Annotated in this window: 18 protein-coding genes and 2 tRNA genes; 1 reads left to right on the top strand and 19 read right to left on the bottom strand. The window is 51.7% G+C overall.

The annotated features are described in order from the left end of the window. Positions 1-449: 449 nt before the first annotated feature. The 3 genes from ACO5GU_RS04270 to ACO5GU_RS04260 form a co-directional block, all read right to left on the bottom strand. Positions 450-526, bottom strand: a tRNA-Pro gene (locus ACO5GU_RS04270). A 60-nt stretch (positions 527-586) separates the two neighbouring features. After that, positions 587-1,492 carry a 4-(cytidine 5'-diphospho)-2-C-methyl-D-erythritol kinase gene (locus ACO5GU_RS04265; protein ID WP_484930264.1) on the bottom strand — a complete coding sequence of 302 codons (906 nt, stop codon included), beginning with the start codon at positions 1,490-1,492 and terminating at the stop codon, positions 587-589. Positions 1,493-1,529: 37 nt separating this feature from the next. Further along, on the bottom strand, positions 1,530-1,820 hold the full coding sequence (locus tag ACO5GU_RS04260) for a Veg family protein (RefSeq protein WP_484815651.1): 291 nt from the start codon (positions 1,818-1,820) through the stop codon (positions 1,530-1,532). Between the two features lie 283 nt (positions 1,821-2,103). Between ACO5GU_RS04260 and ACO5GU_RS04255 the strand changes: the two genes are divergently transcribed. Then, entirely contained in the window at positions 2,104-2,841 is a 738-nt protein-coding gene (locus tag ACO5GU_RS04255) for a hypothetical protein (protein WP_484930263.1), read from the top strand. Positions 2,842-3,006: 165 nt separating this feature from the next. Here the strand turns inward: ACO5GU_RS04255 and nagB are convergent, their stop codons facing one another. The 16 genes from nagB to ACO5GU_RS04175 all read right to left on the bottom strand — a co-directional run bounded on the left by nagB (position 3,007) and on the right by ACO5GU_RS04175 (position 24,720). Then, on the bottom strand, positions 3,007-3,741 hold the full coding sequence (gene nagB, locus ACO5GU_RS04250) for a glucosamine-6-phosphate deaminase (RefSeq protein WP_035432484.1): 735 nt from the start codon (positions 3,739-3,741) through the stop codon (positions 3,007-3,009). 330 nt (positions 3,742-4,071) lie between these two features. Then, complete coding sequence (rdgB, locus tag ACO5GU_RS04245) at positions 4,072-4,722, bottom strand: RdgB/HAM1 family non-canonical purine NTP pyrophosphatase (RefSeq protein ID WP_484930262.1); 651 nt, start codon at positions 4,720-4,722, stop codon at positions 4,072-4,074. A 2-nt stretch (positions 4,723-4,724) separates the two neighbouring features. Further along, positions 4,725-5,561, bottom strand: coding sequence for a ribonuclease PH (gene rph, locus ACO5GU_RS04240; RefSeq protein WP_484930261.1), 837 nt, complete (start codon positions 5,559-5,561; stop codon positions 4,725-4,727). Positions 5,562-5,611: 50 nt separating this feature from the next. Continuing rightward, a tRNA-Val gene (locus tag ACO5GU_RS04235) sits at positions 5,612-5,687 on the bottom strand. A gap of 46 nt (positions 5,688-5,733) precedes the next feature. After that, a complete protein-coding gene (locus tag ACO5GU_RS04230) occupies positions 5,734-7,113 on the bottom strand; it encodes an FAD-dependent oxidoreductase (protein WP_484930260.1) in 1,380 nt (459 codons plus the stop codon). Then, positions 7,103-7,738: a hypothetical protein gene (locus ACO5GU_RS04225; protein ID WP_484930259.1), complete on the bottom strand. Its 636-nt coding sequence runs from the start codon at positions 7,736-7,738 to the stop codon at positions 7,103-7,105. The genes ACO5GU_RS04230 and ACO5GU_RS04225 overlap by 11 nt, the downstream gene beginning before the upstream one ends. Positions 7,739-7,744: 6 nt before the next feature. After that, a complete protein-coding gene (locus ACO5GU_RS04220; protein ID WP_484930258.1) occupies positions 7,745-9,892 on the bottom strand; it encodes a hydantoinase/oxoprolinase family protein in 2,148 nt (715 codons plus the stop codon). A gap of 95 nt (positions 9,893-9,987) precedes the next feature. Then, a complete protein-coding gene (locus tag ACO5GU_RS04215) occupies positions 9,988-11,289 on the bottom strand; it encodes a C4-dicarboxylate ABC transporter (RefSeq protein ID WP_484849928.1) in 1,302 nt (433 codons plus the stop codon). Positions 11,290-11,532: 243 nt separating this feature from the next. Next, on the bottom strand, positions 11,533-12,594 hold the full coding sequence (locus ACO5GU_RS04210; protein ID WP_484930257.1) for a winged helix-turn-helix transcriptional regulator: 1,062 nt from the start codon (positions 12,592-12,594) through the stop codon (positions 11,533-11,535). A gap of 147 nt (positions 12,595-12,741) precedes the next feature. Further along, positions 12,742-13,539: an HAD family hydrolase gene (locus ACO5GU_RS04205; protein ID WP_484930256.1), complete on the bottom strand. Its 798-nt coding sequence runs from the start codon at positions 13,537-13,539 to the stop codon at positions 12,742-12,744. 1 nt (position 13,540) lies between these two features. Beyond that, positions 13,541-14,401 (bottom strand): HAD hydrolase family protein, encoded by an 861-nt coding sequence (locus ACO5GU_RS04200; protein ID WP_484930255.1) that lies wholly within the window; start codon positions 14,399-14,401, stop codon positions 13,541-13,543. A gap of 170 nt (positions 14,402-14,571) precedes the next feature. Further along, the gene (locus ACO5GU_RS04195; protein WP_035428504.1) at positions 14,572-15,114 is read right to left on the bottom strand and encodes a hypothetical protein; all 543 of its coding nucleotides are present in this window, start codon (positions 15,112-15,114) and stop codon (positions 14,572-14,574) included. Positions 15,115-15,378: 264 nt separating this feature from the next. Further along, positions 15,379-16,641 carry a peptidase T gene (pepT, locus tag ACO5GU_RS04190; RefSeq protein ID WP_484930254.1) on the bottom strand — a complete coding sequence of 421 codons (1,263 nt, stop codon included), beginning with the start codon at positions 16,639-16,641 and terminating at the stop codon, positions 15,379-15,381. Positions 16,642-17,369: 728 nt separating this feature from the next. Next, positions 17,370-22,124 carry an acyl-CoA dehydratase activase-related protein gene (locus ACO5GU_RS04185; RefSeq protein ID WP_484930253.1) on the bottom strand — a complete coding sequence of 1,585 codons (4,755 nt, stop codon included), beginning with the start codon at positions 22,122-22,124 and terminating at the stop codon, positions 17,370-17,372. Next, on the bottom strand, positions 22,117-22,824 hold the full coding sequence (locus tag ACO5GU_RS04180; protein ID WP_484930252.1) for a TetR/AcrR family transcriptional regulator: 708 nt from the start codon (positions 22,822-22,824) through the stop codon (positions 22,117-22,119). Before ACO5GU_RS04180 ends, ACO5GU_RS04185 begins: the two co-directional genes overlap by 8 nt. Positions 22,825-23,394: 570 nt before the next feature. After that, the gene (locus ACO5GU_RS04175; protein WP_484849877.1) at positions 23,395-24,720 is read right to left on the bottom strand and encodes a pyrimidine-nucleoside phosphorylase; all 1,326 of its coding nucleotides are present in this window, start codon (positions 24,718-24,720) and stop codon (positions 23,395-23,397) included. Between the last annotated feature and the right edge of the window lie 75 nt (positions 24,721-24,795).

Raw genomic sequence — 24,795 nt, 5'->3', positions numbered from 1 at the left:
GGTTAAACGTTCATAACATTCATGTTATTCATATGATGGAGGTGGAGAGTTCAAAAAAATAATCCTGCTGTACGCTTATTGGCCGTCTTCGTAGATTTTGGAAATAGCCCACTTGCCACTTGCATCAGAAACCGTATAAACAGCCTCTGATATGCACGAAAATTAATCAAGAAATTGATGTATTGGAAACCGGTGCCTGATTTGGGTAAAAAATCCGTTTAGTTGGAAATTAATTTTCTAGCTCGACGTTTTGGCACTTACGTTTGCCCAGTTGAGTTTTCTTATAAAAATTTCAATCAAATTTGCCTGGTAATTTACGCTGGTAGATGCCCTGCATAGAATTCGTTTGATTTTGTATATTCCAACTAAACGCATTTTTTACCACTTTGACAGCAAAAGTGCCCATTTCACGGCAAAAACGGTATGGATTCGCGATTTAGGAGGAAAAATGGTCGGGTTGACTGGATTTGAACCAGCGACCTCTCGGTCCCGAACCGAGCGCTCTACCAAGCTGAGCCACAACCCGTTATGTTTTGCCTCGTCCGATGGGATAAATCCATCAAACATTTGCCGCTCTATGTTACCACTACAACTTGCAGGTGGTGGAGAAGCCTCGCCAACCTTTTGCTTGAGCTGCGGCTGCAATTGCGTCAGCAGTATCCTGTGATTCACAAAGCGCAAAAGAGCTGCTACCTGAGCCGGAAACCTGAGCGCCAAGGACGCCAGGTTGTGTCTTTAGCCACTCCTCTACCTCTGCTACCTGTGGCTTTAGCGATTTTGCTGCAGGGGCAAGGTTGTTGAAGAGGAGTTTTGCCACCTGCTGGATGAGCTGGTTGTCTGAAACGTCCTGGCCGGAAGCACGTAGAAGTGCGGAAAGCTGCTCGTAAGATTCCGGTGCAATTGGCGACGCATCAAACTGGTTGTATGCTTCTTTGGTAACAACGCCTGTTTCTGCTGGTAAAACAATGGCAAGCGGAGCGTCAACGGTAGACGCGTAGGTCTCCACCAGCGTGTCTCCAGCGCCAAGCATAAGCGATGGTCGCGGATTCAAGAAGAACGCGACATCTGCACCAACAGCCTTTGCTACCTCAACTACCAGCGGATCTAGTGGGTCAATGCCCCAACGCTGAGCAAGCAGATAGAGTGTTGCGGCAGCATCGGCAGACGATCCACCTAGACCGGCCTTCTCGGGAATGTGCACTTGCACGTCAATGGAAACATCTGGAGAAACACCCAGCTTATTGGCGAGAAGAACCGCGGCTTTCCAGGTTGTTGTTCGCTCGGGCAACACGCAGAGCTGCGGCTCATGCGTAACCGTGAGCTCCGGCGCGTCGTCAACAACAACCGTGTCGTACAGCGCAACGGGAACCATGAGCGAATCTACTTTATGGTATCCTCGCTGGTCTTTCTGAGCGTGAATGCCCAAGTGAAGATTGACCTTGCAAGGAATTTTGATGGTTTGGCGTCCAAAATTGGACAACGAGGCAGCCATGAGAGTAAGCCTAGCCAGAGAAGATTACGCTTCTGGACTATTCTTCAAACTCAAAGTCAAACAGACGCTCACCGGTCTCAAAATCAAAAAGCTCAACGGTGCCGGTCAGAACGTCAACGTACTGGTAGGACTGACGGGCAGTGCGACCGCGGCGCTCGCCGACCTCAACGATGAAAAGAGATGGATGGGCCATAACCAGGGTACCTGTGCGCTCAACAATACGAGAACGGCCCATGTTGGCCTTGACCTTAAGCTTCTGGCCTTGAAGTGCCCTGAGCTTCTCGTGAATCTCGTCTACACGATTAACTGGTGGAATCTCGTTTTCCATCAATCCTCCAAGTCAATCAGTACGTTTGCGGTGCGACACGTTGTGGAGTGTCGGAGATATGTACCGGTCGACAAACAATAGTCAGAATTTCCGAAACTCCACTATACGTTGTAAAAAATGAAATCTCAAGGTTTTACGACAAATGTCACGGGAACAACATCAGTCGTGCTGTCAGATTCTCGTCAGGTTCGCGTTAGATTCGTGTCAGGTTCACGGCATATTTATGACAAATAGGGGTCCTCTGATAAAATTAGTAACTAACTTCAAAACACAAGGAGGCCCAATGACTGAGACTCTGGGATATGCCATCAGTAAGACCTGGTATATCGTGCTTATTTTTGTTGCTCTTGCTATCGGAATCGCATTCCTTTCCAAAAAGAAATCATCTAAAGCTCTTGTTGCTTTATCAGCGCTTTGCCTGGTATTTAGCGTAGGGTCGTTCGCATTTGGTGGATTGACTGTTTCTGAAGCACAGTCCAAAGGCGCTTCATCTGAACAGCTCAATTCCATGAACCTTATCGAGCTTGTCCAGGCTAACCAAGCCGCACCAGCTCAGACCTCTGTTAATGACGTCAACGAGCTCTACAACAAGATGGTTTATGTCTATCAGTACGGCTCGCCTATCGCGCAGTCGCTCGCGAGCGACAATCCCTTTGTTCATCATGATCTACCTTGGGTAGCAGCGACTCTTCCTGAACTGAAGAAGCTGCTCGACAAAAACGAAGTAGTCTATGTGTCAACAAACAGTCAGATTTTCAAACAGTTGCACATTAACCTTGGTGAAAACGCCGTCGCGCCTTTTTTATTCTTTGTTACTTCGGTCAATCCAGCCGGTAGAGTTTTCCCACTTTCAACTGGTGATATGTCTCATGCTGGCAAAAAAGATGGCGATAAAATCACGTTTGGTGACAATCTTGAGTTTACGCTTCGCACGGTTCATACCAATAACGGCGACTATGTGCTTGGCCTTAATTACCAGACCCTTTTAGCTCTCAGTCGTTACTTCAAGGACTATAAGTAATTTTTGGCATTCCAATAAAAGAGTACAACTGACCATGTGTCGCTGAACGCGCAAAATAAGCCGCAACAAAAAACTCCCATTCTCGTGAATGGGAGTTTTGCTTTTCTCGGCAGATGCTTTTCGAGGCTTTTTGGAGACTTTAAGAAGCTTTGAGCCAACCAGATCTTACTCGGCTGGGCAGAGCGAGAGGGCGGCCTCGTCAGCAATAACGGTGCAGTTAGTATGAAGCTGCAGGATAGAGGCTGGACACTGAGGCGAAACATTGCCGTAGCACATGTCGTAAACAGCCTTAGCCTTGTCCTCACCGCTAGCCACAATCAGAATGCTGCGCGCAAACATGATGGTCTGCGTACCCATGGTGTAAGCCTGGCGAGGGACATCCTCCATGCGCTCAAACAGGCGGCTGTTTGCCTGAATGGTGCTCTCGGTGAGGTCAACGCAGTGCGTACCCTTGGAGAAATGGTCATCAGGCTCGTTGAAGCCAATGTGACCGTTGTGACCAATACCAAGAAGCTGCAGGTCAGGATAGCCAGCCTTAGCAACAAGCCTATCGTACTCGGCGCAAGCTGCCTCAACGTCAGGATTAGAGCCGTCGGGCACATGAGTGTTCTCAAGATCAATATTTACCAGGTCAAAGAGGTTTTTGCGCATGAAATAGTGATAGCTCTGAGGATCGTCGTGAGAAAGACCGCGGTACTCGTCAAGGTTATACGTAGAAACCTGCGAAAAGTCCAGGTCTCCCCTCTTGCACCAATCAGCGAGCTGAGCATAGGTGCCAATTGGCGTTGACCCAGTTGCCAGGCCAAGGACGCAATTTGGCTTCAAAATAATTTGTGCAGAAATAACATTTGCAGCTTTTCTGCTCATGTCCTCGTAATCGCGAGTGCGAACAATCCTCATGTCTACCTCCAAGACAGAAGTCACAGTTACATTTAGTTTAACATTTGAAGCAAGTAAAAAAGTAACCGGTCGGCGAGAAGAACAAATATCTCGCTGACCGGTTTTGACCTGTTATATGGCGTGTTTCTGTCGCTAATCTGTCGCGACTCTGTTGCGATTCTGACGCGAAGCTGACACAAATCTGACGCGGCGGTAGTTTTCTGTCTGGAATCTATCAGGAATCTGTCGCGATTCTGACGTGAGTCTGACATAGCGGCAGTTATCTGTCAGGAATCTGACGCAAACCTGACATGACCCTGACGCAAATCTGACGCGAAACCTACGCCGTGTCTATCCCTGAATCTGCTTGGAAAGATTTTGCAGAGCGTGGAAACGGTGAGAGATAGCGTTCTTCTCGTCAGGCTCAAGCTCTGCCATGGTTTTACCTGGAGCATCTTCTGGCCAGAAGAGTGGATCGTAGCCGAAGCCGTTGTGACCCTTTGGCTCGTGACCGATAACGCCCTCGCAATCACCCTCTCCTACCAGCACGGATCCGTCTCTGTAGACCAGAGCAACAGTGGAGTGGAAGCGAGCAGTACGGTCCTCATCAGCAACGTCGGCAAGCTCTGCCAGCAGTTTCTGATTGTTTGCGGCATCATTGCCATGCTCGCCAGCATAACGAGCAGAATAAATTCCAGGAGCCCCGTCCAGAGCGTCAACACAAATACCGGAGTCGTCCGCAATGGCCGCCACGCAATCTACCTCGTCAAGAGCAGCTATTGCCTTGATTAGAGCGTTATCGCGGAACGTCTGACCGTTCTCCTCTGGATCTGGGAAATCGCCCAGCTGGCCCAAAGCCACAAAGCTCATACCAGGCATTACCTTGGAAAGAATAGCCTCAATCTCAACAAGTTTGTGAGCGTTGCCCGTTGCAACAACCACGGTTGTATTTGGATCAAAGGTCACAGCGTTAGAACCCTGATTTTCACTGTTTTGACTCATGGTTACTCCCTAAATCCAGTCACTTGATTCTGCAGGTCAACAAGGTGAGCAATGCCAGCCTGACCAAGATCGAGCAGCTGATTGAGTTGCTCGCGATCAAACGGACCGCCCTCGCCTGTTCCTTGTACTTCAATTATCTGTCCAGTTTCTGTTCCCACAAGGTTCATATCAATGTCCGCATGAGAATCCTCGGGATAGTCGAGGTCAAGCAGCGGCTGACCGTTTACGTATCCCATAGAAATCGCAGCTACCTGACCTGTAAGAGGAAGTCTGGGCAAGAGGTCCTTCTCAACAAGTGAATAGAGTGCGTCGTGAAGCGCCACCCAAGCGCCGGTAATACTGGCAGTTCTAGTGCCGCCGTCTGCCTGAAGCACGTCGCAGTCCAGCGTAACGGTGTACTCGCCCAGGCGATTGAGATCAACAACGGAGCGCAGCGAACGGCCGATTAGGCGCTCAATCTCCATGGAACGGCCCTTGCGGTTGGCGCGCTCTCGCTTGGTGCGTCGGTTAGTCGACGCAGGTAGCATGGCATATTCAGCCGTAACCCAACCTGCGCGAGAACTGCGTCGCCAAGCGGGGACGCCCTCTTCGACGGTGGCGGTGCACAGAACGCGCGTGTCGCCAAACGTGACCAGGCACGATCCGTCGGCGTTCTTCATAACGTTGCGCTCGAGAGTGACGGGGCGCATCTGGTCCCACGCGCGGTCAAACGAGCGCACGACCTGCGTGGCGGCATCGGTCTGCGCAGCGTCGACCTGCGTGGTGGCGCCGGCCTGCGCGGTGGCGCAGACCTGCACGGGCTTCTCGCCAGAGAACGCGCTATCTACCTGGTTATTCATTGCACTCCTAAGAAAAAACGCGACACCCGAGGGCGCCGCGTGAGGTTCCATGGTGGGCGATGAGAGATTTGAACTCCCGGCCTTGTGCGTGTAAAGCACCTGCGCTAGCCGCTGCGCCAATCGCCCGTGACTGTAGAAGTTTATCACAGCTTCCACAATTCTTAAACAGCAATTATGAATTCACAGGTTTCATTTGTTCAACTTCAGCACGGACTGCCACGCCATCTAGCTGAGCGAGTGGTGTTGAAGTCTGTTTTGCCAGAGTACATGCCGTACCCATAGCATCACCCATATCGGTGACCGTTGGAATAATGCGAACACTTGCCTGCATCAAAAACGTTGTAGAGATGCAGCGCCCAATAACTCCCAGGTTATTGATGTGTTTGGTGACCATCGATCGGAATGGAATCTCGTAATAGTCACCTTGCTTATACGTATTTTTGTGGAAGAGTCCGCCCTTATTAGAGTGAACGTCAATGTACCAATCGCCGCGAACAAGGCCGTCGTCAAATCGAGCCTGGTTAACGTAGTCCTCTTCGGTCAGCATTGTCTGGCCTTCAACGCGCCAGCTCTCGCGAACACCCAACAGCGAAGCCTGCTCCATAAGGTAGCTCTGCTCAAATCCAGGCATCATACGCTGCAAGAACGTTACCAGTCGACGAATGCGCGCATGCGCCTCAACTGTTGCATTAGAACGCGCCGCTCCCGAGGTGTTTGTACGCATGCTTGCAATATGTGGACAGTTCAGCGCCATGCAACCTGGTTTTCCAGGAAGCGAGAAAATCTGGTAATAGCGCAAGTCCTCTTCTTCAAGAATACCTGCTTCAATTCCCTCACGGAACTTTGGCTCCAGCTTAAAATTCTTACCCGCAACCATCGCGGACTCAAAGAAATATCCTTCAACCAATGGCGAGAAGTGATCATCAAGTGAGAGCACGTAATCTCTATAGCGCTCAACATCAATACCGCCCATGGTAAAACGCAGACTGCAAACCTGATTGATGCCGTCCTCATCACCAGCTGCAACTGGTACACCAGCAGCTCTGGACAAGACTGCGTCACCCGATGCGTCAATCCACGTTTGAGCAGCTACTGCAATCAAACCTTCTGTTGAGGCAAGAATAGCGTGTGTGATGATTTTCTCGTCATCAGCATCAGATAGAACCGCAGCTACAAGAGACGTGTCATAGAGAATTTGTCCACCTTTAGTGGTGTAGAGCTGCTCATACACTTCTCCCAAACGCTCAGGAGCAAACCAGATCATGGTAGTGTAATCGTCGCGCGTAGCGTCACCTGAAGCCAAGAGCTGCTGCTCGATGGCAGAAAGAACTGGCAGATGGCGCACATATGACGGCATCATAGGGCACACAAGCGCTCGTGTAGCAGATCCTCCAAGCAGATTTGACTTATCCACAATGAGGGTAGAAAGGCCCTCGTTTACGCAGCGAATTCCACAAGCGGAGCCAGAGACGCCACCACCAATGATGACTACATCAAAACTTCCAACAACAGGAATCTGCAGGTTATTCCAGGTAATTTCTTTATGACTCATTGTTTCCTCCTGTGTCAGAAACGCTGTGTAGTAAACCATAATAGGTGTTGGTAAATGCGTGTGCTGCAATTTCGGACAGAGCGTGAATACCCGTTTTTCCTAATTTAAAAGGACCAATAGTAAACAATGGAATGGTGTATTCTTTGCTGGTTAATCCAAGACGAGTTGTCTCTAACACGTGAAAAAACTCATGCATCAAAATAAGATTTTGGGCATCATGCAGCTCAAGTTGATTTTGCTTTGCCCATAGCGCACACGACTGCTCATAGAGCGTGATTTCTTTTGTGCCAGAAACATAATCACTGAAGTAGCGCTGGTTACCATACACGCAATCAATATCTTTTTTGATAATAGTCAAACCTGCGTCTTTGCAGATCTGAAAAAAGTCACTTTGACCGTTTGATTCTTCAAACACCATATGCGCAGCAGACTCACCTTTTGACCAAGCCAAATCAATCACGCGCTCTTTATCCTCTTCAGGAATTCGAGCAGCAAAGCGATCCCACGAGAGCTCTTTACGTGCAAGCTCACGAGTTGGAAACGGAAACCGTGAAGCAGAGCCAACAGTAGACTCTACTTCAAGGTTCACCGATTTTCTCGCCAAAGTGTGATCTGCGTTCTGCATGTGAGTTTAATCGCCTAAACGAAGTGTAGCGGCAATAATAACGGGCTCGTCAGATGGATAACCGCCCAGCTCAACTGAGGCAAGACTCAAAATCTGTTCAAGAGAAGTCATTCCAGACAGATCGATAATGCGCTTGCCAACTACTACATAGACATTTGGTAGATTGGCTCCACCGTCGTTGTATACGGTCAAGTCCTCTACCAGGGCTGTTACTCCCTTGCGCCAAGAACTAATGGTCTCTTGGAGTACGTCGGCATTAGGACGCTGAAGTCTAATAACACCCTCAGCATCAATAAGACGAAGAGCGGTGCGCTTCTTGGTGAGAAGACCAAAAAGCTTCTTTTCTGTAGTGGTTGCAGTGTAAGCAAAGAGCTCAGAAGAGTGAGCAACCTCGGAAACGTTATCTGCACCCTCACCAAGGTTCTCTACTACAAGTTTTTTAAGCTCATCCGCACTCAGACGTGTGGCGTTAACATCCTTACTACGCAGCTCAGTAGCTCCAACGGCAATTGCACGGACAACATGACGCTGGGTATCAACCTCAACAGTAACCTCAACGGTTCCAGGAGCTGCACCCATCTTGATAGCACGAGCCTCTGCTTCACGCCTAACGCTGACAATGTCATCGTCGGTTGGGTTGGTAACACTGCGCTCAACCATGTCTCGGACCATAGCAAGAGCAACGCCAATAGTTGAGATAACAGGAGCATTCTTAGCAATGCGGAACGAGTGGCCCATGGTCTTTGCCAAATGTGGCACTACCGTAGAAGCTCCGCCGCCACCGCCAACGTAAACGGTTGTGCGAGGATCCATGCCATAGTCTTTCATAAGCTGTTCTGCCACAGCGCCGTTCTTCTTTGCGGCGAATGCAAGAACCTGAGCTGCTGCATCTTCAACACTCATGCCCATATTCTCTGCAAGAGGAGCCCACGCCGCACGAGCAGCTTCAACAGAGCCGTATGCATAATCCCCCTCAGGAACAAAGCCTGCAAGGTTTGCAGCGCCAGCCATGGTCAAACAAACGCGAAGTCCACCATCGCACTCAATAGCTGCGTACTCAGGATCTCCATCCATAGGACGAACAGCAACCAGGCGTGGATTAACAATCTTTTCTGCGTCGGTGTATACCTCGTAATCCAAGTTAGCAATGTGAGCAGAACGAGGTCCCACGTCAACGGCCTTGCCATCAGAAATCTGCACCATAGAACCGCCACCAATACCAACGGTTCTCACATCTAGTGACGAGAGGTACGTCTTGTGGCCACCAACTTCTGCGTATTTGACCATAACCTTGCCGTCTTTAACGCAAGAAATATCGGTAGAAGTGCCACCAACCTCAAAGAACAGGCCATCGGTAAGCTTCTCATACATCAAAGCACCAGCTACACCAGCTGCAGGACCAGAAAGAATGGTTAGGATTGGACGATGACGGACCTCATCAACAGTCATAACACCGCCGTCGCAGCGCATAACCATAAGTGGTGACTCAATGCCTGCCTCGCGAATACTCTTGTCAGTCATGTTTGCAGCTTCAAGCATCTTTGGCATGATGGAAGCGTTAACAACTGCTGTACGAGTACGAATAGCCAGGCCGTAAAGCTTAGAAATGTCATTTGTAGCCGTAGCAGGAAGTTCTCTATCAGAGCACTCTGCAATAACAGCATTCTCGTTAGTTGGATCGTCTACACTAAATGCCTCGGCGGCAACATAAGAAGTTGAACCATCCGAGAAAAGCTGCTCGACTGCGCTCTTAATGCCAGCTTCAACATCAGAAGAGGTGTCTACAAAAGCATTTTTGGTACGCAGGAATTTACCGGCAGCAAGTTCAATATCGCCAACGTTAGTATCACTCTTACTCTTAGCTCCCTGAAGGCCGCTACCAAGCGTTACGATACCAACCTGTGCAACATCGCCCTCAAGCAGGGCGTTTGTTGCTTGAGTAGTACCGTGAGCAATAAAGACAACATCTTCAGGCTTAATGTTGTGCTGCTCCATAACACCATGAAGCACCTGCACAATACCTGCTGCAACACCCGCTTCAGCGGTGTGCGTGGTAGGTGTTTTAACCGTGCCGATAATTTCGTACGTATCATTGTCGATGGCAACAGCATCAGTAAATGTTCCGCCAACGTCGATTCCAATACGAACTTTCACGTTTCCTCCTTGATTTGCAGCAATCTATCATCTGCAAAGATAAAACGAGGCGAGAAGCCCACAACAAGAGGGTCTTCTCGCCCCAAGGTCAGAACTTAGAAGTACAGAACACCAGACAGAATTACACCAACGATGGAAACTGCCCAGAGGTAAGGAAGCATCTTACGAGTAACGGTGTTGACGTCAACCTCGCAGAAGTTTGCAGTCCAAACGTTCTGAGTATTGGTTGGGTCGCCACCTGCCTGGATGCGCTCTGCAGCCAGGAATGCACCCATGACAGCAAGAGGATTCAAGGTGTTCAGGCCAATGATAAGAGCTGCGATACCGGAACCAAGACCAAACATGTTCATAGGTCCACGATACAGAGCCAATGGCGAGAGAACCGCAAAGAAGATGATGTATGCAACAAGGTTCTGTGGCATGATGCCAAGCAGGAATGGGTTAAGAACTGCCTTAACCGTTGGATTGGTAACTGCAAGGTAAAGGATACCAATGCCAACCATCAGGATAATTGCAGGACCAGCGTCGGTTACGCCGTCATAGCAAGTCTTTGCAAGAAGGTTCATTGCCTTGCTAAAGCTCTTGGAGGTAAACAGCAGGCACCACAGAATACCAACAGTAAATGCTGGGGTAACAGGAACCTTCAAGAAAGCAACAAGCACAATAGGAATGAGTGGAGTCAGCATTGCCAGACCACCAGCAACGCCGGTGAGCTGCTTGGAGTTGCTCTGCTCAGCAACTGGAGCGCTAAAGGCAAACTTAATGCCATTACGCTTGAACTCAACAACAATCATGATCAAAGTTGCAATACCAGTTGCAACAGCCAGATAAACCTCAAAACCCTGAACCTGAGCAATGTCTAGGTTGAAGAGCTTTGCGAAGGTTGTCCAGTTGGCAATATTGAGTGCCAGACCAGTGGTAAATGACATCAAGAAGATACATGCTGCACTAGCTGCGGGAACACCAACAGAAATCAAAATTGGCAGGACGATTGAGCCAACCATGATGATGGATCCCAAGCCAGAAAGTGTAGTAAAGAGGACAGCTACTGCAATAGACATAATCAAGGTGATTACCAGGGGCTTATCGCCACCAAGCTCTGCGCTTTTCTTGATAATTGTCTCGGTAACACCAGTCTTGTTCATAAGCTGACCCAACCATGCGCCAAAAATAACAGCCATGATTGCGGCGCCCATGCGGACGGTACCAGCCTCAAATACTGATGTCAGCCAGCCAATTTCTTTTCCGTCGCCGTCTTTTCCAAACATTGGAACGCCTGCGATGACACAAATCAAAATGGCCATCAGTGGCAGGGCAAGCAGAGTTGGAATCTTCTTAGTCATCATCAATGCAGCTACAGCCACAAAGACCAAGAGGATCAAAATACCCTGAACCATGTTTCCTCCTTAGGAACACATTGTTTGATAGCAAGTGCAGCTATCTCTCCTTCAAACAACCTACACGTACTTCTATAGATGCGTGAGCACCATGTTGACGACTTTGATGAGCAGACAAAGTCGAGAAACACCTTTGTTCCAGCGCAGCACATAGCGTACTACTTCCCCGCAAGCACCTTGCTGATTTCTTACGCAAGCCTTACCGATTTCTTGCACATGGCCTGCGTAAGTCTTACCAAATACCTACACCGAACTTACTGGATGCCAGCCAGAAACAAGTACTTGTTTCCAAAGCTGGACAGTTTCTGGACAAAGACAGGCAAATCTTAGGGCAGAAACAGCATCTCTCAGTAAGTTTCTTGAAGTGATTCTTGTTACGATCAGTTTTGGAAATTCCTCAAACTGAGCAAATTTTTGCACCAAAAACGCGGGAGTGGACAATGCCTTATTTAGCGTATCTGTCTTAAGCGAAGAGATGGAAGTATCTTCTTCAGGTACAGATACAACTACAGCGTCAACAGAAAAAAGACTCTGAACGGCGCTTATAAGATTCATTAATGCATCAAGCTTCAAACCATCTGAGGTAACAAGCTGCTGAGTAATATCTGCATTTAGTCCCTCTTTCATTGGAAGAGGGGCATTATCGCAAACAACTTGAGCCACAACTCGCGAGCCAAATGAAAGATGTAAGTACGAAGAAACGTCCTCAATGTTGTCTGTGCTCTCAATATGCGAAAGTGCAAAGTCACTCTGCTCAAACTGCTTCACCACTACCCTGAAGGTGCTCTTTAATGCTTGTACCAGAGAAATTGTTGCCGAATCATGGCCCGTTGAATACATGACAGAAAGCTCTGATTCCAGCACATCGCCTTCGAGCAAAACTCCAATTCCCTTAAGAATTGCGCCATCAACAATCAGCTCAGTAAGAGCAGCTTCAATCCCCTCAAGAAGGGTTTCTCCCGAAGGAGCATCTTCTGATAGCGTGACGCGGGCGTGCTCGTTAAGAGTCATGTCCACAAGAATAAGTTCCTGACTCTGGCGAGAAACTCTGACGAGTCCCAAGAGACCAAATTCTGGAGCAAGTTGCAGAAGTGTCTTTGATCTGCCAGCGGTTACTACGCGTTCTGAACTTTCTTCAACCATTTTTGACTGAAGCAAGTCTTGGACAATAGTAGTAACGGTACTAGGAGAAAGAGATAATTCACGCGCCAATTCAACACGAGACAGAGCGTTTTTCTCGCACAATGCTTGAATAACAGCGCGTTTATTGGAATATGCAATATCTTTAGTGCTGACAATTGACATACGTGTCCCCTCCTCTCTATTTCTGTCTGTACTACCTTATTTCGACTCTCGAAATAAGTCCATCAAACTGAGAATGGAACGGGACTAACGGTATGAAATTATCGCCAAATGGTCATGCTGAACAATTTTGAAAACGGCGCCGATTCTTTACGACAACTCTTCCAGAATTCGACGCATTTCTTTCTGAACGCCCTGCTCGGTATTAGGCGCAATGACCTTGGTAGCAATGGTTTTGAGCGCGTAGCGAGCGTTGTCCATAACGTACGCGGTGCCCGCATAACGCAGCATGGCGTAATCATTCATGGAGTCGCCAAAAACGGCAATCTGATCGCGAGAAATGCCATAGTACCTGCGAATCTGCTCAAGTCCTGTGGCCTTGTTCACACCACGAGGCACCACGTCAATCCACGTCTCGCCGGAAGGCATGAACGAAAGTCTGTCACCCATCTCGCGCTCAAGAATCATGGCCATGTCCATCGAGCGAGCCCTTGAATCGCAGCAAATAGCAGCCTTGATGATGCTGACGTCAGGTGAAGGCGGATCAAACACGCGCTCAGCGTTAGGCAGGTCTTTGTCCAGCTCGCGTACAAACGAGCTCTGATCATCCAGCAAATACGTATGCGTGCGGTCATAAACTACCAGGTGAATGCAGTCAAACTCAGACGTCAACTCAAACAGCTTACGAATAGAAGCTGACGAGAAAACCTCGCGGTCGACGACCTCGTTCTCTACATAGACCTGCGTGCCCAAGGAAGCCACGTAGTCAATCTTGTCTGCAACCGGCTCAAACAACCAGCGCAGCGTATCATAACGACGACCGGAGCTTGCGACAAAGTGAACGCCACGTTTGTACAGCTCTTTGATCAGCTCAAATGTCTCTGGCGGAACCTCGGAATTCTGGTCCAGCAGCGTACCGTCCATGTCCGATGCAATGAGTTTAATCATGCTAGTTCTCCATCATAAAACGGGGAGTCTCCCCTGCTTTTGTTGCGCGTACCAGCTCTAACAGGGCATGTGCAACACCGTCATCTGCAGAAGCACCAACGTGATGCTTTGCTACCTGCTTGACCTCTGGAATTGCGTTTGCCACCGCCACCGAGTGCGGAACTTTACTTAAAATCTCAACGTCATTCTCGCCGTCTCCAAAAACAAGCACCTCTTCTGGAGAAATGCCTGTTCTTTCCAGGAGCGTTTCAAAGCCAGTCAGCTTGGATACGCCCTTGGGCAGCACGTCAAACCACTGAGGAATGACCGAAACCGTGTAAACATCTGGACAGACTGCGGCAATCTTTTGGCGACAACGCTCCATGTCCTCCTCTGTTCCCGGGCAAGCAACTGTTGCTGCAACAAAATCGACGTCGTCAGGGACTTGGTCGACAATACCCGAGACAAACACCATTCTACGCTCGTAATCAGTGAGAATGTCTTTATTGTCAGGCGCACCGACAACATACGCTGGATTAAAGAGGTTAGTCTGTTCTGGATAGCAAACCAAGAACATGTTCTTCTCGTCTGCAATAGCGTCCGCGACGCCTTGAAGCGTTTTGTGATCAAAAACGGAGAGCGAGATAGTCTTGCCCTTGTACAGCACGCGCTTGCCCGTAGACATGACGCCTGTTTGCATGCACGCCTCGTCGAGGCTGAAAAGACGCATCAGTTCAACGTAATCTCGGCCGGTACAAGGGCCAAATGCGATATCTGTTTCTTCAAGGAGCGTGTGAATTGCGTTGCGAGTGAAGTCCGACACACGCTTGTTTCCGAAGGGTACCAGCGTGTTGTCCATATCAGATAAAACAAGCTTAATCACAAACGTCCCCCGTTACTGCATGCTACGTAGCTGGACAAACGCAACGCGCGTCGCAGCCCAAGCGGACGCAGCCCTACGCCAACGCAGCTCCAAGCTGGTAAGCTCTACGCTGGCACGCTCTACGCTGGCACGAGCTAAGCTGACACGAGCTAAGTCGCAGCATTGTACTTCTATCTAGTTGAACTATGTGCCAAGACGTCAAAGCGATCAATCTTGAGCAACACTTGGTCTAGTCCAATCATACCCGAGAGACGCACCTTTGACGCATTCGAAGTCAAAATTAGAAGATCTCTAAATCCGGAACCCCGACGGCCACCAACCCACTCCATGCGCTTAATGTCCTGGTAGTTGATGGAAATTTCAGAGCCTACAAAGGGCACTACAACCATCTCGTCATCAAAAAGCGAGACCTTATAACGACTCAAGATGTACCACGCCATAAACATGACAACCGAGAAGGACGCAAAAAACGCCATAACAATGTCTGGGTTTGGCGTAAATACATTAACGTAGCAAAGCCAGCCGAGAATAACTGCGATTGCACTGACAAATGCCATGTCAATAATGAGCGAACGTGTAAGCGCGGCAGGAGTCACGTAGGTATCGTGATGGCTGTGGCGACGCTCGGAAATTCCAACGTTTCCCGAGTGCTCTAAAAACGCAGCTATGACGGGTGCCGCAACGACAACAATTCCAAAAAACACTGCGAGCATTGCGACCTCCCTTACTCCGTGAAAAAAGAACAATGACCCTTCATAATTATGCTACGCCCCTGCTCACCATTTTGTTGACAAGGTTGAGCGGGGGCGTAGACGGTAGAAATCTAGCTATGAATGGCAAAGTTGCACGTCAAACGGTTGCGTGCGGCGCGGCGGCGCAGATCGCGGGCAGTGCGAACGCGGCAGGTGTGACGGCGTGGCTCGCGTGCGATGCGGGTGCGACGACGCTAGCTGCGAGCAGCGCGGTCAGCGCAGGTGCTAGCTGCGGGCAGCGAACTTGGCGACGAGCTTCTCCAGAAGGTCCACGGTGACCTCAAGGCTTGGCACGGGGACAAACTCACGCACGGAGTGGGCGTTATATCCACCGGTAGCAATGTTGGGGCATGGCAGGCCGCGGAACGTGAGCTGGGCACCATCGGTACCGCCACGAGCAGCAACTGGCTTAGGCTCAATACCAACCTCACGATTTGCCTCAAGCGCATAATCAATCAGGAACTCGTAGCCGTCGAACTTCTCGGCCATATTGCGATACTCCTGGTGAATCTCAACACGGACGGTATTCTCGCCATAGCGCTTGTTCAAGAACGCGGCGATATCCTGCAGGACCTGCTGGCGATTGGCAAAGATCTGGGCGTCGTGGTCGCGGACGATGTAGCTAAGCTTGACCTCGGACGCGGAACCCTCGATGGCTATTGGGTGGTAGAAGCCCTCGTAGCCCTCGGTGTGCTCAGGACGCTCGAAGGCCGGGACCATCTGCTGGAACTCGGATGCCACGGTAATTGCGTTGATCATGACGTCCTTGGCGCTGCCGGGGTGAACCATGACACCCTTGAAGTAGACGTCAGCGTGGGCGGCGTTGAAGCACTCGTAGTTGAACTCGCCGAGAGCCTCGCCGTCGACGGTATAGCCGTACGCAGCGCCAAGTTTGTCCAGGTCAAGCAGGCTTGCGCCGTGACCGATCTCCTCGTCAGGGACAAACGCAATCTTGAGCGTAGGGTGCGCGAGCTCGGGGTTATCGCCCAGGCGCTTGAGCAGCGCACAAATCTCAGCCACACCGGCCTTATCGTCAGCAGACAGCAGTGTGGAGCCGTCGGAGCAAATGATGTCCATGCCCACAAAATCCTTGAGGTCAGGGACCTGCTCCTGGGTGGTTGCGATGGTCTTGCCGTTAACGACGCCGGCCACCAGGTCACCGCCCTCGTAGTGGACGACGTGTGGCTTAATGCCCGAGGCGGGCGCGTCGATGACGGAGTCTAGGTGCGAGCAAAGCATCAGCGCGGGAGCCGACTCGGCGCCCTTGGATGCAGCGAAGGTGCCGGTTACGTAGGCGTGCTCGTCGACAGTGACGTCGGTGCAGCCCAGCGCCTTGAGCTCTTCGCCCAGGTAGCGAGCCATCTCGTGCTGAGCAGGCGTGGAAGGGGTAACGGTGTCGTTGTCGGGGTTGGACTGGGAGTCAACCTGCACGTAGCGCATGAAGCGCTCGGCGACATCGGGGAGCTGGTTAGACGTGGTTTCAGGCATAAGTATCCTTTCTGGATCGAGTAAGGTCGGTGCGGCGGGCGGTGCGAGCAACGAGGGTAGCGCAGGTAGTGCGGGTAGCGCGGGCGGTGCGGGCAATGCGGGTCGCAACCGTCGACCTTTTGATGTTGTATGCATTTACTGTACCGCAACTCAAAACGAATTAAACTTACCTGTACAAACTTTTGAACAGAGTTACCTTAAGAAAAACTTCTGCAACTTTTTATTGTCATTTCGATTCGCCGTAAACGCAAAGCACGGAATTAGACAGTCGTACATCCAATCCGATTGAGTCAATGACGTAATATTTGGTCATTATGCACGAAATTGCATATTTCATGCGTTTTATAAGCAAAATTTTCACAGGACTTTGAAAATTACCATTTTTGGGAGTCCATGCGGTAAAAAATACGTTTAGTTGGGAATGAAGAGATTTAATTCAACTTTTTATATTCGTGTTTGCCCAGGAAAGGCTAAAAAGTTTTAACTATTTCTTTTACTAATTAAGTGAAAATGGCTCATTTTCAAAATGAATACTCCAACTAAACGCGTTTTTTACCTTTTTGGGCCCAAAATCGCCAAAAATGAGCCCCAAACCAAAGTTTGGGGCTCATTAACGTGCAAATTACAACCTTGTAGTCGGTTACTCTGGTTGCGTACCGACTTCGCAGCCGATTACGCTGGTTGCGCTCGCAGCCACACGCCTCGGCACACAGACCACGTCGACCGCACTACTTGACGCCGGCCTTCTTCTTGGCGCGCTCGATAGCAGCCATCTGCTCCTCGGAAAGCCTAATGGAACCGTAATCTTTTCCGTGGTCAGGCGCGGTGCGACCAAGATCGCCCAGGTTAGCACCAGTTGCTTCCAGCGCAGACATGTGGTGCGAAGAGCAAGAATGGCCGCCCTCGCGGACAACGGAATCCAGGCCAAACTTGTCGCGGCCGGTATACGGCATAGTTGCGTCGTTAGTGACTGGATCGTCGGCGTTTTCTAGCTTGAACTCGCCATTTACGCCGTTCTTGTAGTTCTCCTTAGCCACCGAAATCATCAGCTTGATACGGTTGAGCTGGTTGACCTCGGACGCGCCTGGGTCGTAGTCGACAGCAACAATGTTAGACTCGGGGTGCATCTGGCGCAGGCGCTTGATGACTGCCTTACCAACAACGTGGTTAGGTAGGCATGCAAATGGCTGAGCGCAGACGATGTTTGGCGTGCCCGTCTCAATGAGGTCGCACATCTCAGCGGTGAGCAGCCAACCTTCGCCCATCGTGTTGCAGAGCGAGAGAATCTGACCAGCTTTTTCGGCCAGCTCATCGATATTGGGATATGGCTCAAAGCGCTCGGACTTCTCCAGCATCTTGTTGATTGGCGCGCGCAGACCCTGGACCATCTTGATGCCCGCGATGTGCGTCATGCGGCTCTTGAACGAAGTGCCCAACTCCTTGTGTGTGTTGATCGCGTTGGAGAGGCCAAACAGGAAGAAGTCGACCAGACCTGGAACGTTAGCCTCGCAGCCCTCGGACTCGATGACCTTGACCAGCTCGTTGTTGGCCGTTGGGTGGAACTTAACCAGAATCTCGCCGACGACGCCGACGCGTGGCTTCTGGCGGTCATTGACCACGGGCAGACTGTCAAACAGCTCGATGGTACGCTGGCACTGCTTGTAGAATTCCTTGCGAGAAATTCCGTTGATCTTGGAACGTGTATCGGCCATGAGCTGGTCATACAGCTCATTTGCGGAACCCTTAACGGCCTCGTAGGGACGAACACGATACAGCAGCTGCATAATCAGGTCGCCGTATAGCAGCGCGTAAACTGCCTTAATCAGCAAGTCAGGCTTGAACAGCTTGAATCCTGGGTTATCCTCGTCAAGGCCGGAAGCGGCGGAGACGGAAATGACCGGAATCTCTGGGTGACCTGCGTCTTTGAGCGCCTTACGAATCAGTGCAATGTAGTTGGTTGCACGGCAGCCACCGCCGGTCTGCGAAATCAGAACTGCGGTCTTGGTCAGATCGTACTTGCCCGAAAGCACTGCCTCCATAATCTGGCCCGTGACCAGGATAGATGGGTAGCAGATGTCGTTATTGACGTAGCGAAGGCCCATGTCAACGGCACCCTGGTCAACCGAAGGCAGCAGCACAACGTTGTAGCCCGCACCCTTCAGCAGCTCCTCTACCAGCTCAAAGTGGATTGGCGCCATCTGCGGAGCCAGGATGGTATAGCCCGCTTCCTGCATCTCCTTGGTGTAGCGGACCTTCTCGTAAGCTGCAGATTCTGCCTCGCGGTACACCGGTGCACGGCGAGAAGAACTAGCGCTTCTGGCCTTTTCCAGAGAGCCGTCGGCCATGCGAACGCCCTGAGGAACAGCCTCGGTAACCAGACCAGCAGCTGCAAGTCGCTCCAGCTCTGCCTGCTGCTCGTTTAAAGCAGCCATCAGCGAGCGGATACGAATACGCGCAGCGCCCAAGTTGGAGACCTGGTCGACCTTGAGCATGGTGTAGATCTTGCCCGAAGCCTCAAGAATCTCCTGGACCTGGTCGGTAGTCAGTGCGTCAAGGCCACAACCAAACGAGAAGAGCTGGATGAGGTCCAGGTCGTTTCGGGACGCAACAAAGCGAGCCGCACGGTACAGACGCGAGTGATACATCCACTGGTCAACAATACGGATGGGGCGCTCAGGCATCATCTTATGGGCAATGGAATCCTCGGTGAGCACGGCAAAGCCAAAAGAAGAGACCAGCTCAGGGATGGCGTGATTAATCTCTGGGTCGTTGTGGTATGGGCGACCTGCAAGAACAATACCGTGAGCGTCGTGCTCCTCAATCCACGCAAGAGCCTCATCACCTGCGCGGTGCATCTGGTCCTTGACGTTGATATCTTCCTGCCATGCAGCCTCAACAGCGGCGTCAATTTCGGCGCGCGTGATGTGCTCGCCGCGGAAACGACCTTTGCCGGCCTGAGCGTCCTTCTCGCGCTGTTCACTGATGAGCTCGTACAAACGACGCTTGAGCTCGTTTTTCTTGTCGTACGGAATGAACGGAGCCATGTACTGGATGGACGGATCGGAGAGCTCGTCCACGTTGAGGCCCAGCGCCTGAGGGTAGCTCATGACAATTGGGCAGTTGTAGTGGTTGGTTGCGGAGTCGTCCTCCTTGCGCTCCCAACGAATACACGGCATCCAAATAAAGTCTGGGTCCTTGGCCAGCAGGTTCATGATGTGGCCGTGGGAAAGCTTTGCAGGATAGCAGGCGGACTCGGAAGGCATGGACTCGATACCTGCGTCGTACGTCTTTGCGGTGGTCTGGTCGGACAAAATGACCGAGAAGCCCAGCTTGGTGAAAAACGTGTGCCAGAACGGATAGTTCTCGTACATGTTCAGCGAGCGAGGAATACCAACGGTGCCGCGTGGAGCCTCGTCAGCGGGAAGCGACTCGCGGTCAAACAGCAGCTTGTTCTTGAACGCAAAGAGGTTTGGCGCCTCGTTCTTCTTGGCGCCACGCTTCTTACCTGCGCCTTTCTCGCAACGGTTACCGGTGATAAACCTGTGGCCACTGCCAAAGTCATTGATGGTAAGCATGCAGCTGTTAGGGCAGATGCGGCAGTGCGTGTTGGTAAGCTTGACCTGCAGGTTGTCGATAGACTCGCGGTCTAGCAGGGTGGATACGCCGTCGATACCTGCGCGGTCGCGGGCGAGAAGAGCGGCGCCGTAGGCACCCATAACGCCTGCAATGTCAGGACGGATAACGTCTCTACCGGTGAGCAGCTCAAAGGCACGGAGCGTTGCGTCGGACATGAAGGTACCACCCTGAACAATGCAGTGCTCGCCAATCTCGCTGAAGTCGCGGAGCTTAATGACCTTGAACAGGGCGTTCTTGATGACGGAGTACGAAAGACCAGCAGCAACGTCGCCGATGGTTGCGCCTTCCTTTTGCGCCTGCTTAACGCGGGAGTTCATGAAGACGGTACAGCGAGAGCCCAGGTCAACAGGGAGTGTTGCCTTGGTTGCAGCGGTTGCAAACTCGCGGACGTCCATCTTCATGGAGTCAGCAAAGGACGCAATAAAGGAGCCGCAGCCTGCAGAGCAAGCCTCATTCAGCATGATGTGCTCAATGACGCCGTCTTTGACCTGCAGACACTTCATGTCCTGGCCGCCAATATCAAGAATGAAATCAACGTCTGGGACAAATGCCTTAGCGCCACGCAAGTGAGCAACAGTCTCAATCTCGCCCGAGTCTGCGCGGAGGGCCTCAATCAGGATGCCCTCACCATAACCGGTGGTTGTGACGTGGCCAATAATGCAGTCGGAAGGCATCTCGTCATAGATGGAGTCCATAATCTTGCGAGCAGTACCCAGGATATCGCCGTTGTTATTGTCGTACCAGGTGTAAAGCAGCTCGCCCTTCTCGCCAACAACAGCAGCCTTCATAGTGGTAGAACCTGCGTCGATGCCAATGAACACGCGGCCGTGGTAGTTGGCCAGCTGGCCTTTAGGGACTACCTCCTTGTCGTGGCGGGCCTTGAAGTTGTCAAAATCCTGCTGGGTAGCAAAGAGTGGGTCCAGACGAGCAACCTCGGAGCCCTGGATGTCCTTGAGGTTATCCAGTGCCTCCATGACCTGCGTAAAAGTGATTGGTCGGTCGGACTCGCCTGCCAGAGCAGCGCCCGTTGCAACAAAGAGGTGGGCGTTCTTTGGCAAGACGATGTGCTCGTCGTCCAGGTTAAGCGTGATGTAGAAGCGACGGCGCAGCTCAGAGAGGTACTGCAGCGGACCGCCGAGAAACGCGACGTAGCCGCGGATGGGGTGGCCGCAGGCCAGGCCCGAGACGGTCTGGTTTGCAACAGCCTGGAAGATGGAAGCGGCAATGTCGGCAGGAGCGGCACCCTCGTTGAGCAGCGGCTGAACGTCGGACTTAGCAAAAACGCCGCAGCGAGATGCAATTGGGTAGATCTGCTTGACGTCTTTTGCCAGCTCATTGAGGCCAGTTGCGTCGGTCTTGAGGAGAGACGCCATCTGGTCGATGAACGCACCGGTACCACCAGCGCAGGTACCGTTCATGCGCTGCTCGATGCCATTATCGAAGTAGATAATCTTTGCGTCCTCGCCGCCCAGCTCAATGGCAACGTCGGTCTGAGGAATCAGCGTCTCAACGGCGCGCTTGGAAGCGATGACCTCCTGGACAAACTCCAGGTCAAGCCATTGCGCCAAGAGCATTCCGCCGGAGCCGGTGATTGCGGCGTACATGGGTGTCTCGCCAATGTGCTTCTGAGCTTTGATGAACAGGGAGCGCGCGGTTGCACGGACGTCAGTGTGGTGACGCTCGTAGTTTGCGTAAACCAGCGTGCCGTCCTCGTCGATGACGGACAGCTTTACGGTTGTGGAACCAACGTCGATGCCCAGCATAAGGTGGGCCTGAGACAGGTCAAGTGGGACGTTTGGTGCCAGCTCGGCACCATTCTCTACCAGCTCAAACTTTGGACTAATCATTGTTTTCCTCTCCGAGAACAAGAGTTGCAAGCGCAAATCGCGGAACGTCTAGCTTGATTGGCTTGCCGTACAAATCGCCAGGTGCAACAAACATGAGGCCGGTCATAAGACCTGCCATCTGCTCATCGCTCTCGCGCATGCCGCCGATTAACCAGCGGATAAGGACGCCGACCTCGGCAGAAATTGCGAAGGTCAGATAGTAGTCAAAGAAGGGACCAAGTGCGCGCGGATCAAGGTCGTGAAGGGCGCGCTGGGCGATAACCTCGTGTACCAGGTGCTTGAGCTTATCCTGGAACGCAGGGTCTCCACCGTTGCCCAGCAAGGGACGCAGGTAGAAGCCGTGCTTGCGAATGCTTCGGAGCATCTCCGTTGTGCCGGGGCATGGCCTGTAGGAGTCGATTGCCTCCTTAAGCTCAACAAGGTTGACGCGAGCAAGCTGCTCAACAGCAGGTCGGAGCTCTGCCAACGCTTCCTTTTCGATGTGAAGCACCAGGTCAGGGATGTCTTTGTAGTGGGAATAAAAAGTGCGACGCGTGAGGCCAGCGCGTTCCGTTACACCCGTGACGGTCACGGAAGTAAGGTCGCCGGTAGCGTCTATCTCTTCTGCCAGGGCTTTTCTGAGCGCCGCGCGAGTTCTTGCGGTGCGTCGATCAAGCTTGCAAGCTGACAAAACAGCAGGTGCAGACAATGTTTGCGTCATACGTTTCTGAAGCCTCTCCTGGTTGCAGGTACGTACTGGGTGCACGGGCGCGTGTGAGCGGCGCGGATAGCGCGACAGCACAACAACACCGTAGCACCCGACTTATTGCACATACTGAGTATTATTACACACTCTGTGCAATAACTGCAACCGCGAGAAGACCGATTTTCTCGCCAAGTCTGCTCTGCCGACTAAGTTTTCTATCTTGGCCTGCTAGCGCGCCTGATTTCTGCAAAGAATCTGTAACTTTTGCCTAAATACTTCAAAGAATCTGTGGATTTGCCTGATTTCGTCAAAGAATCGGTGTCTCAAATACAGATTCTTTGCACTTTTCAGGCGCGCATGCTGTTATGGCGCACCTGGCGAGAAACCCCGTGTACTCCCCGCCAGCGCTTCGCGCGCTTGACCTGCAAGTTTGCCTGCGCACGACGCTGTTACCACACAAAAAACTGGTGCTCACCTGCGTGAACACCGGTTTAACCTGCATGTTATGTGGAGCTCGGAGCTCGCGCGCTCTTCACCTGCATGTTATGTGGAGCTTCCAGCGCGCGACGTACTCGCAAGCTGCGCTTATGCGAAGCGCTCGACGCCGTCCTTGGAGACACGTGCAAAGAACAGCGGCTCCAGCTCAGGGGCACTCTCGCCAAAGACCAGAGCCTCGCGGAAGATGCGCTCGCCCTCGTCAAGACGGCTTTCGTCGCCGGTCAGAAGCGTTGCAATAACATCGCCCTTCTCGACATAATCGCCGGTCTTGCGCTCAAGGATAATACCTGCTGCTGGGTCAATCGGATCGCCCTTCTTCTCGCGACCGGCGCCCAAAGCAACAGAGGAAATGCCCACCAGCTCGGCGTTCATAGAAGTGATATATCCGCTGGTCTCGGCCACAATGTCGCGGCGGAATGGCGCAGCTTCAAACTTGGTGGTGTCAAAGATGACCTCGTCGGTGCCGCCCTGAGCCTTGACCATCTGTGCCAGCTTAGCCAAGCCCTCGCCGTTTGCAATCTGCTGGCGAGCCAGCTTACGGCAGTCCTCAACGCTTCCCTTACCTGCGAGGTTAAGCATGTTTGCAGCAAGCTCAACGCAAACGTCGGTCAAATCTTCAGGACCCTCACCCTTAAGCGTAGCCACTGCCTCAATGACCTCGAGGGAATTGCCCACGTTTTTGCCAAGAGGGCGATCCATGCCAGTAATCAGAGCTGCGGTGGTACGGCCGACGTGCTCGCCAATGGAAACCATAGCATCTGCCAGCTCAATTGCGGAGTCGACGTTCTTCATGAAGGCGCCGGAACCGCACTTGACGTCCAGCAAAATGCAGTCGGAACCGGAAGCGATCTTCTTGCTCATGATGCTCGATGCAATCAGAGGCACCGAATCAACCGTTGCGGTAACGTCGCGAAGCGCATAAAGCTTCTTGTCAGCTGGAACAAGATTGCCCGTCTGACCTGCGACGGCAACGCCAATCTCGGAGACCTGCTTGAAGAAATCTGGCTCGGAAATCTCAATGGAAAGTCCCGGAATTGCCTCAAGTTTATCCAGCGTACCGCCCGTATGGCCCAAGCCGCGGCCACTCATCTTGGCAACCTTGACACCCAAAGACGCAACAAGCGGGCCAACAACCAGCGTGGTTTTATCGCCAACACCGCCGGTAGAGTGTTTATCAACCTTGATACCAGGGATTGCCGAGAGGTCCATCATGTCGCCAGACTCTGCCATTGCCATGGTCAGGTGAGCTGTCTCGTGCGCGGTCATACCCTTGTAGAAGATGGCCATCGCAAGCGCGGAAGCCTGATAATCGGGAATATCCCCAGCTACATAGCCCGAGACAAAGTAGTCAATCTCGGCGTCGGTAAGCTCGCCGCCATCGCGCTTCTTTTCAATCACGTCGTACATGCGCATAGTTGAACCTCTTTTCGCTGTTCGCGTTCGTTGCTGTTCGCGTTCGTTGCCGTTCGCGGCGCCGTCAGGCGCGTT

It is taken from the genome of Lancefieldella sp., assembly GCF_057237245.1.
Note: the sequence above shows the minus strand (reverse complement) of the source record. Positions and strands in the feature narration are given on the sequence as shown.

Coding starts and splice junctions, on each gene's coding strand:
- ACO5GU_RS04265 (WP_484930264.1), bottom strand. CDS start 1,492: ATGGCTGCCTCGTTGTCCAATTTTGGACGCCAAACCATCAAAATTCCT.
- ACO5GU_RS04260 (WP_484815651.1), bottom strand. CDS start 1,820: ATGGAAAACGAGATTCCACCAGTTAATCGTGTAGACGAGATTCACGAG.
- ACO5GU_RS04255 (WP_484930263.1), top strand. CDS start 2,104: ATGACTGAGACTCTGGGATATGCCATCAGTAAGACCTGGTATATCGTG.
- nagB (WP_035432484.1), bottom strand. CDS start 3,741: ATGAGGATTGTTCGCACTCGCGATTACGAGGACATGAGCAGAAAAGCT.
- rdgB (WP_484930262.1), bottom strand. CDS start 4,722: ATGAGTCAAAACAGTGAAAATCAGGGTTCTAACGCTGTGACCTTTGAT.
- rph (WP_484930261.1), bottom strand. CDS start 5,561: ATGAATAACCAGGTAGATAGCGCGTTCTCTGGCGAGAAGCCCGTGCAG.
- ACO5GU_RS04230 (WP_484930260.1), bottom strand. CDS start 7,113: ATGAGTCATAAAGAAATTACCTGGAATAACCTGCAGATTCCTGTTGTT.
- ACO5GU_RS04225 (WP_484930259.1), bottom strand. CDS start 7,738: ATGCAGAACGCAGATCACACTTTGGCGAGAAAATCGGTGAACCTTGAA.
- ACO5GU_RS04215 (WP_484849928.1), bottom strand. CDS start 11,289: ATGGTTCAGGGTATTTTGATCCTCTTGGTCTTTGTGGCTGTAGCTGCA.
- ACO5GU_RS04210 (WP_484930257.1), bottom strand. CDS start 12,594: ATGTCAATTGTCAGCACTAAAGATATTGCATATTCCAATAAACGCGCT.
- ACO5GU_RS04205 (WP_484930256.1), bottom strand. CDS start 13,539: ATGATTAAACTCATTGCATCGGACATGGACGGTACGCTGCTGGACCAG.
- ACO5GU_RS04195 (WP_035428504.1), bottom strand. CDS start 15,114: ATGCTCGCAGTGTTTTTTGGAATTGTTGTCGTTGCGGCACCCGTCATA.
- pepT (WP_484930254.1), bottom strand. CDS start 16,641: ATGCCTGAAACCACGTCTAACCAGCTCCCCGATGTCGCCGAGCGCTTC.
- ACO5GU_RS04185 (WP_484930253.1), bottom strand. CDS start 22,124: ATGATTAGTCCAAAGTTTGAGCTGGTAGAGAATGGTGCCGAGCTGGCA.
- ACO5GU_RS04180 (WP_484930252.1), bottom strand. CDS start 22,824: ATGACGCAAACATTGTCTGCACCTGCTGTTTTGTCAGCTTGCAAGCTT.
- ACO5GU_RS04175 (WP_484849877.1), bottom strand. CDS start 24,720: ATGCGCATGTACGACGTGATTGAAAAGAAGCGCGATGGCGGCGAGCTT.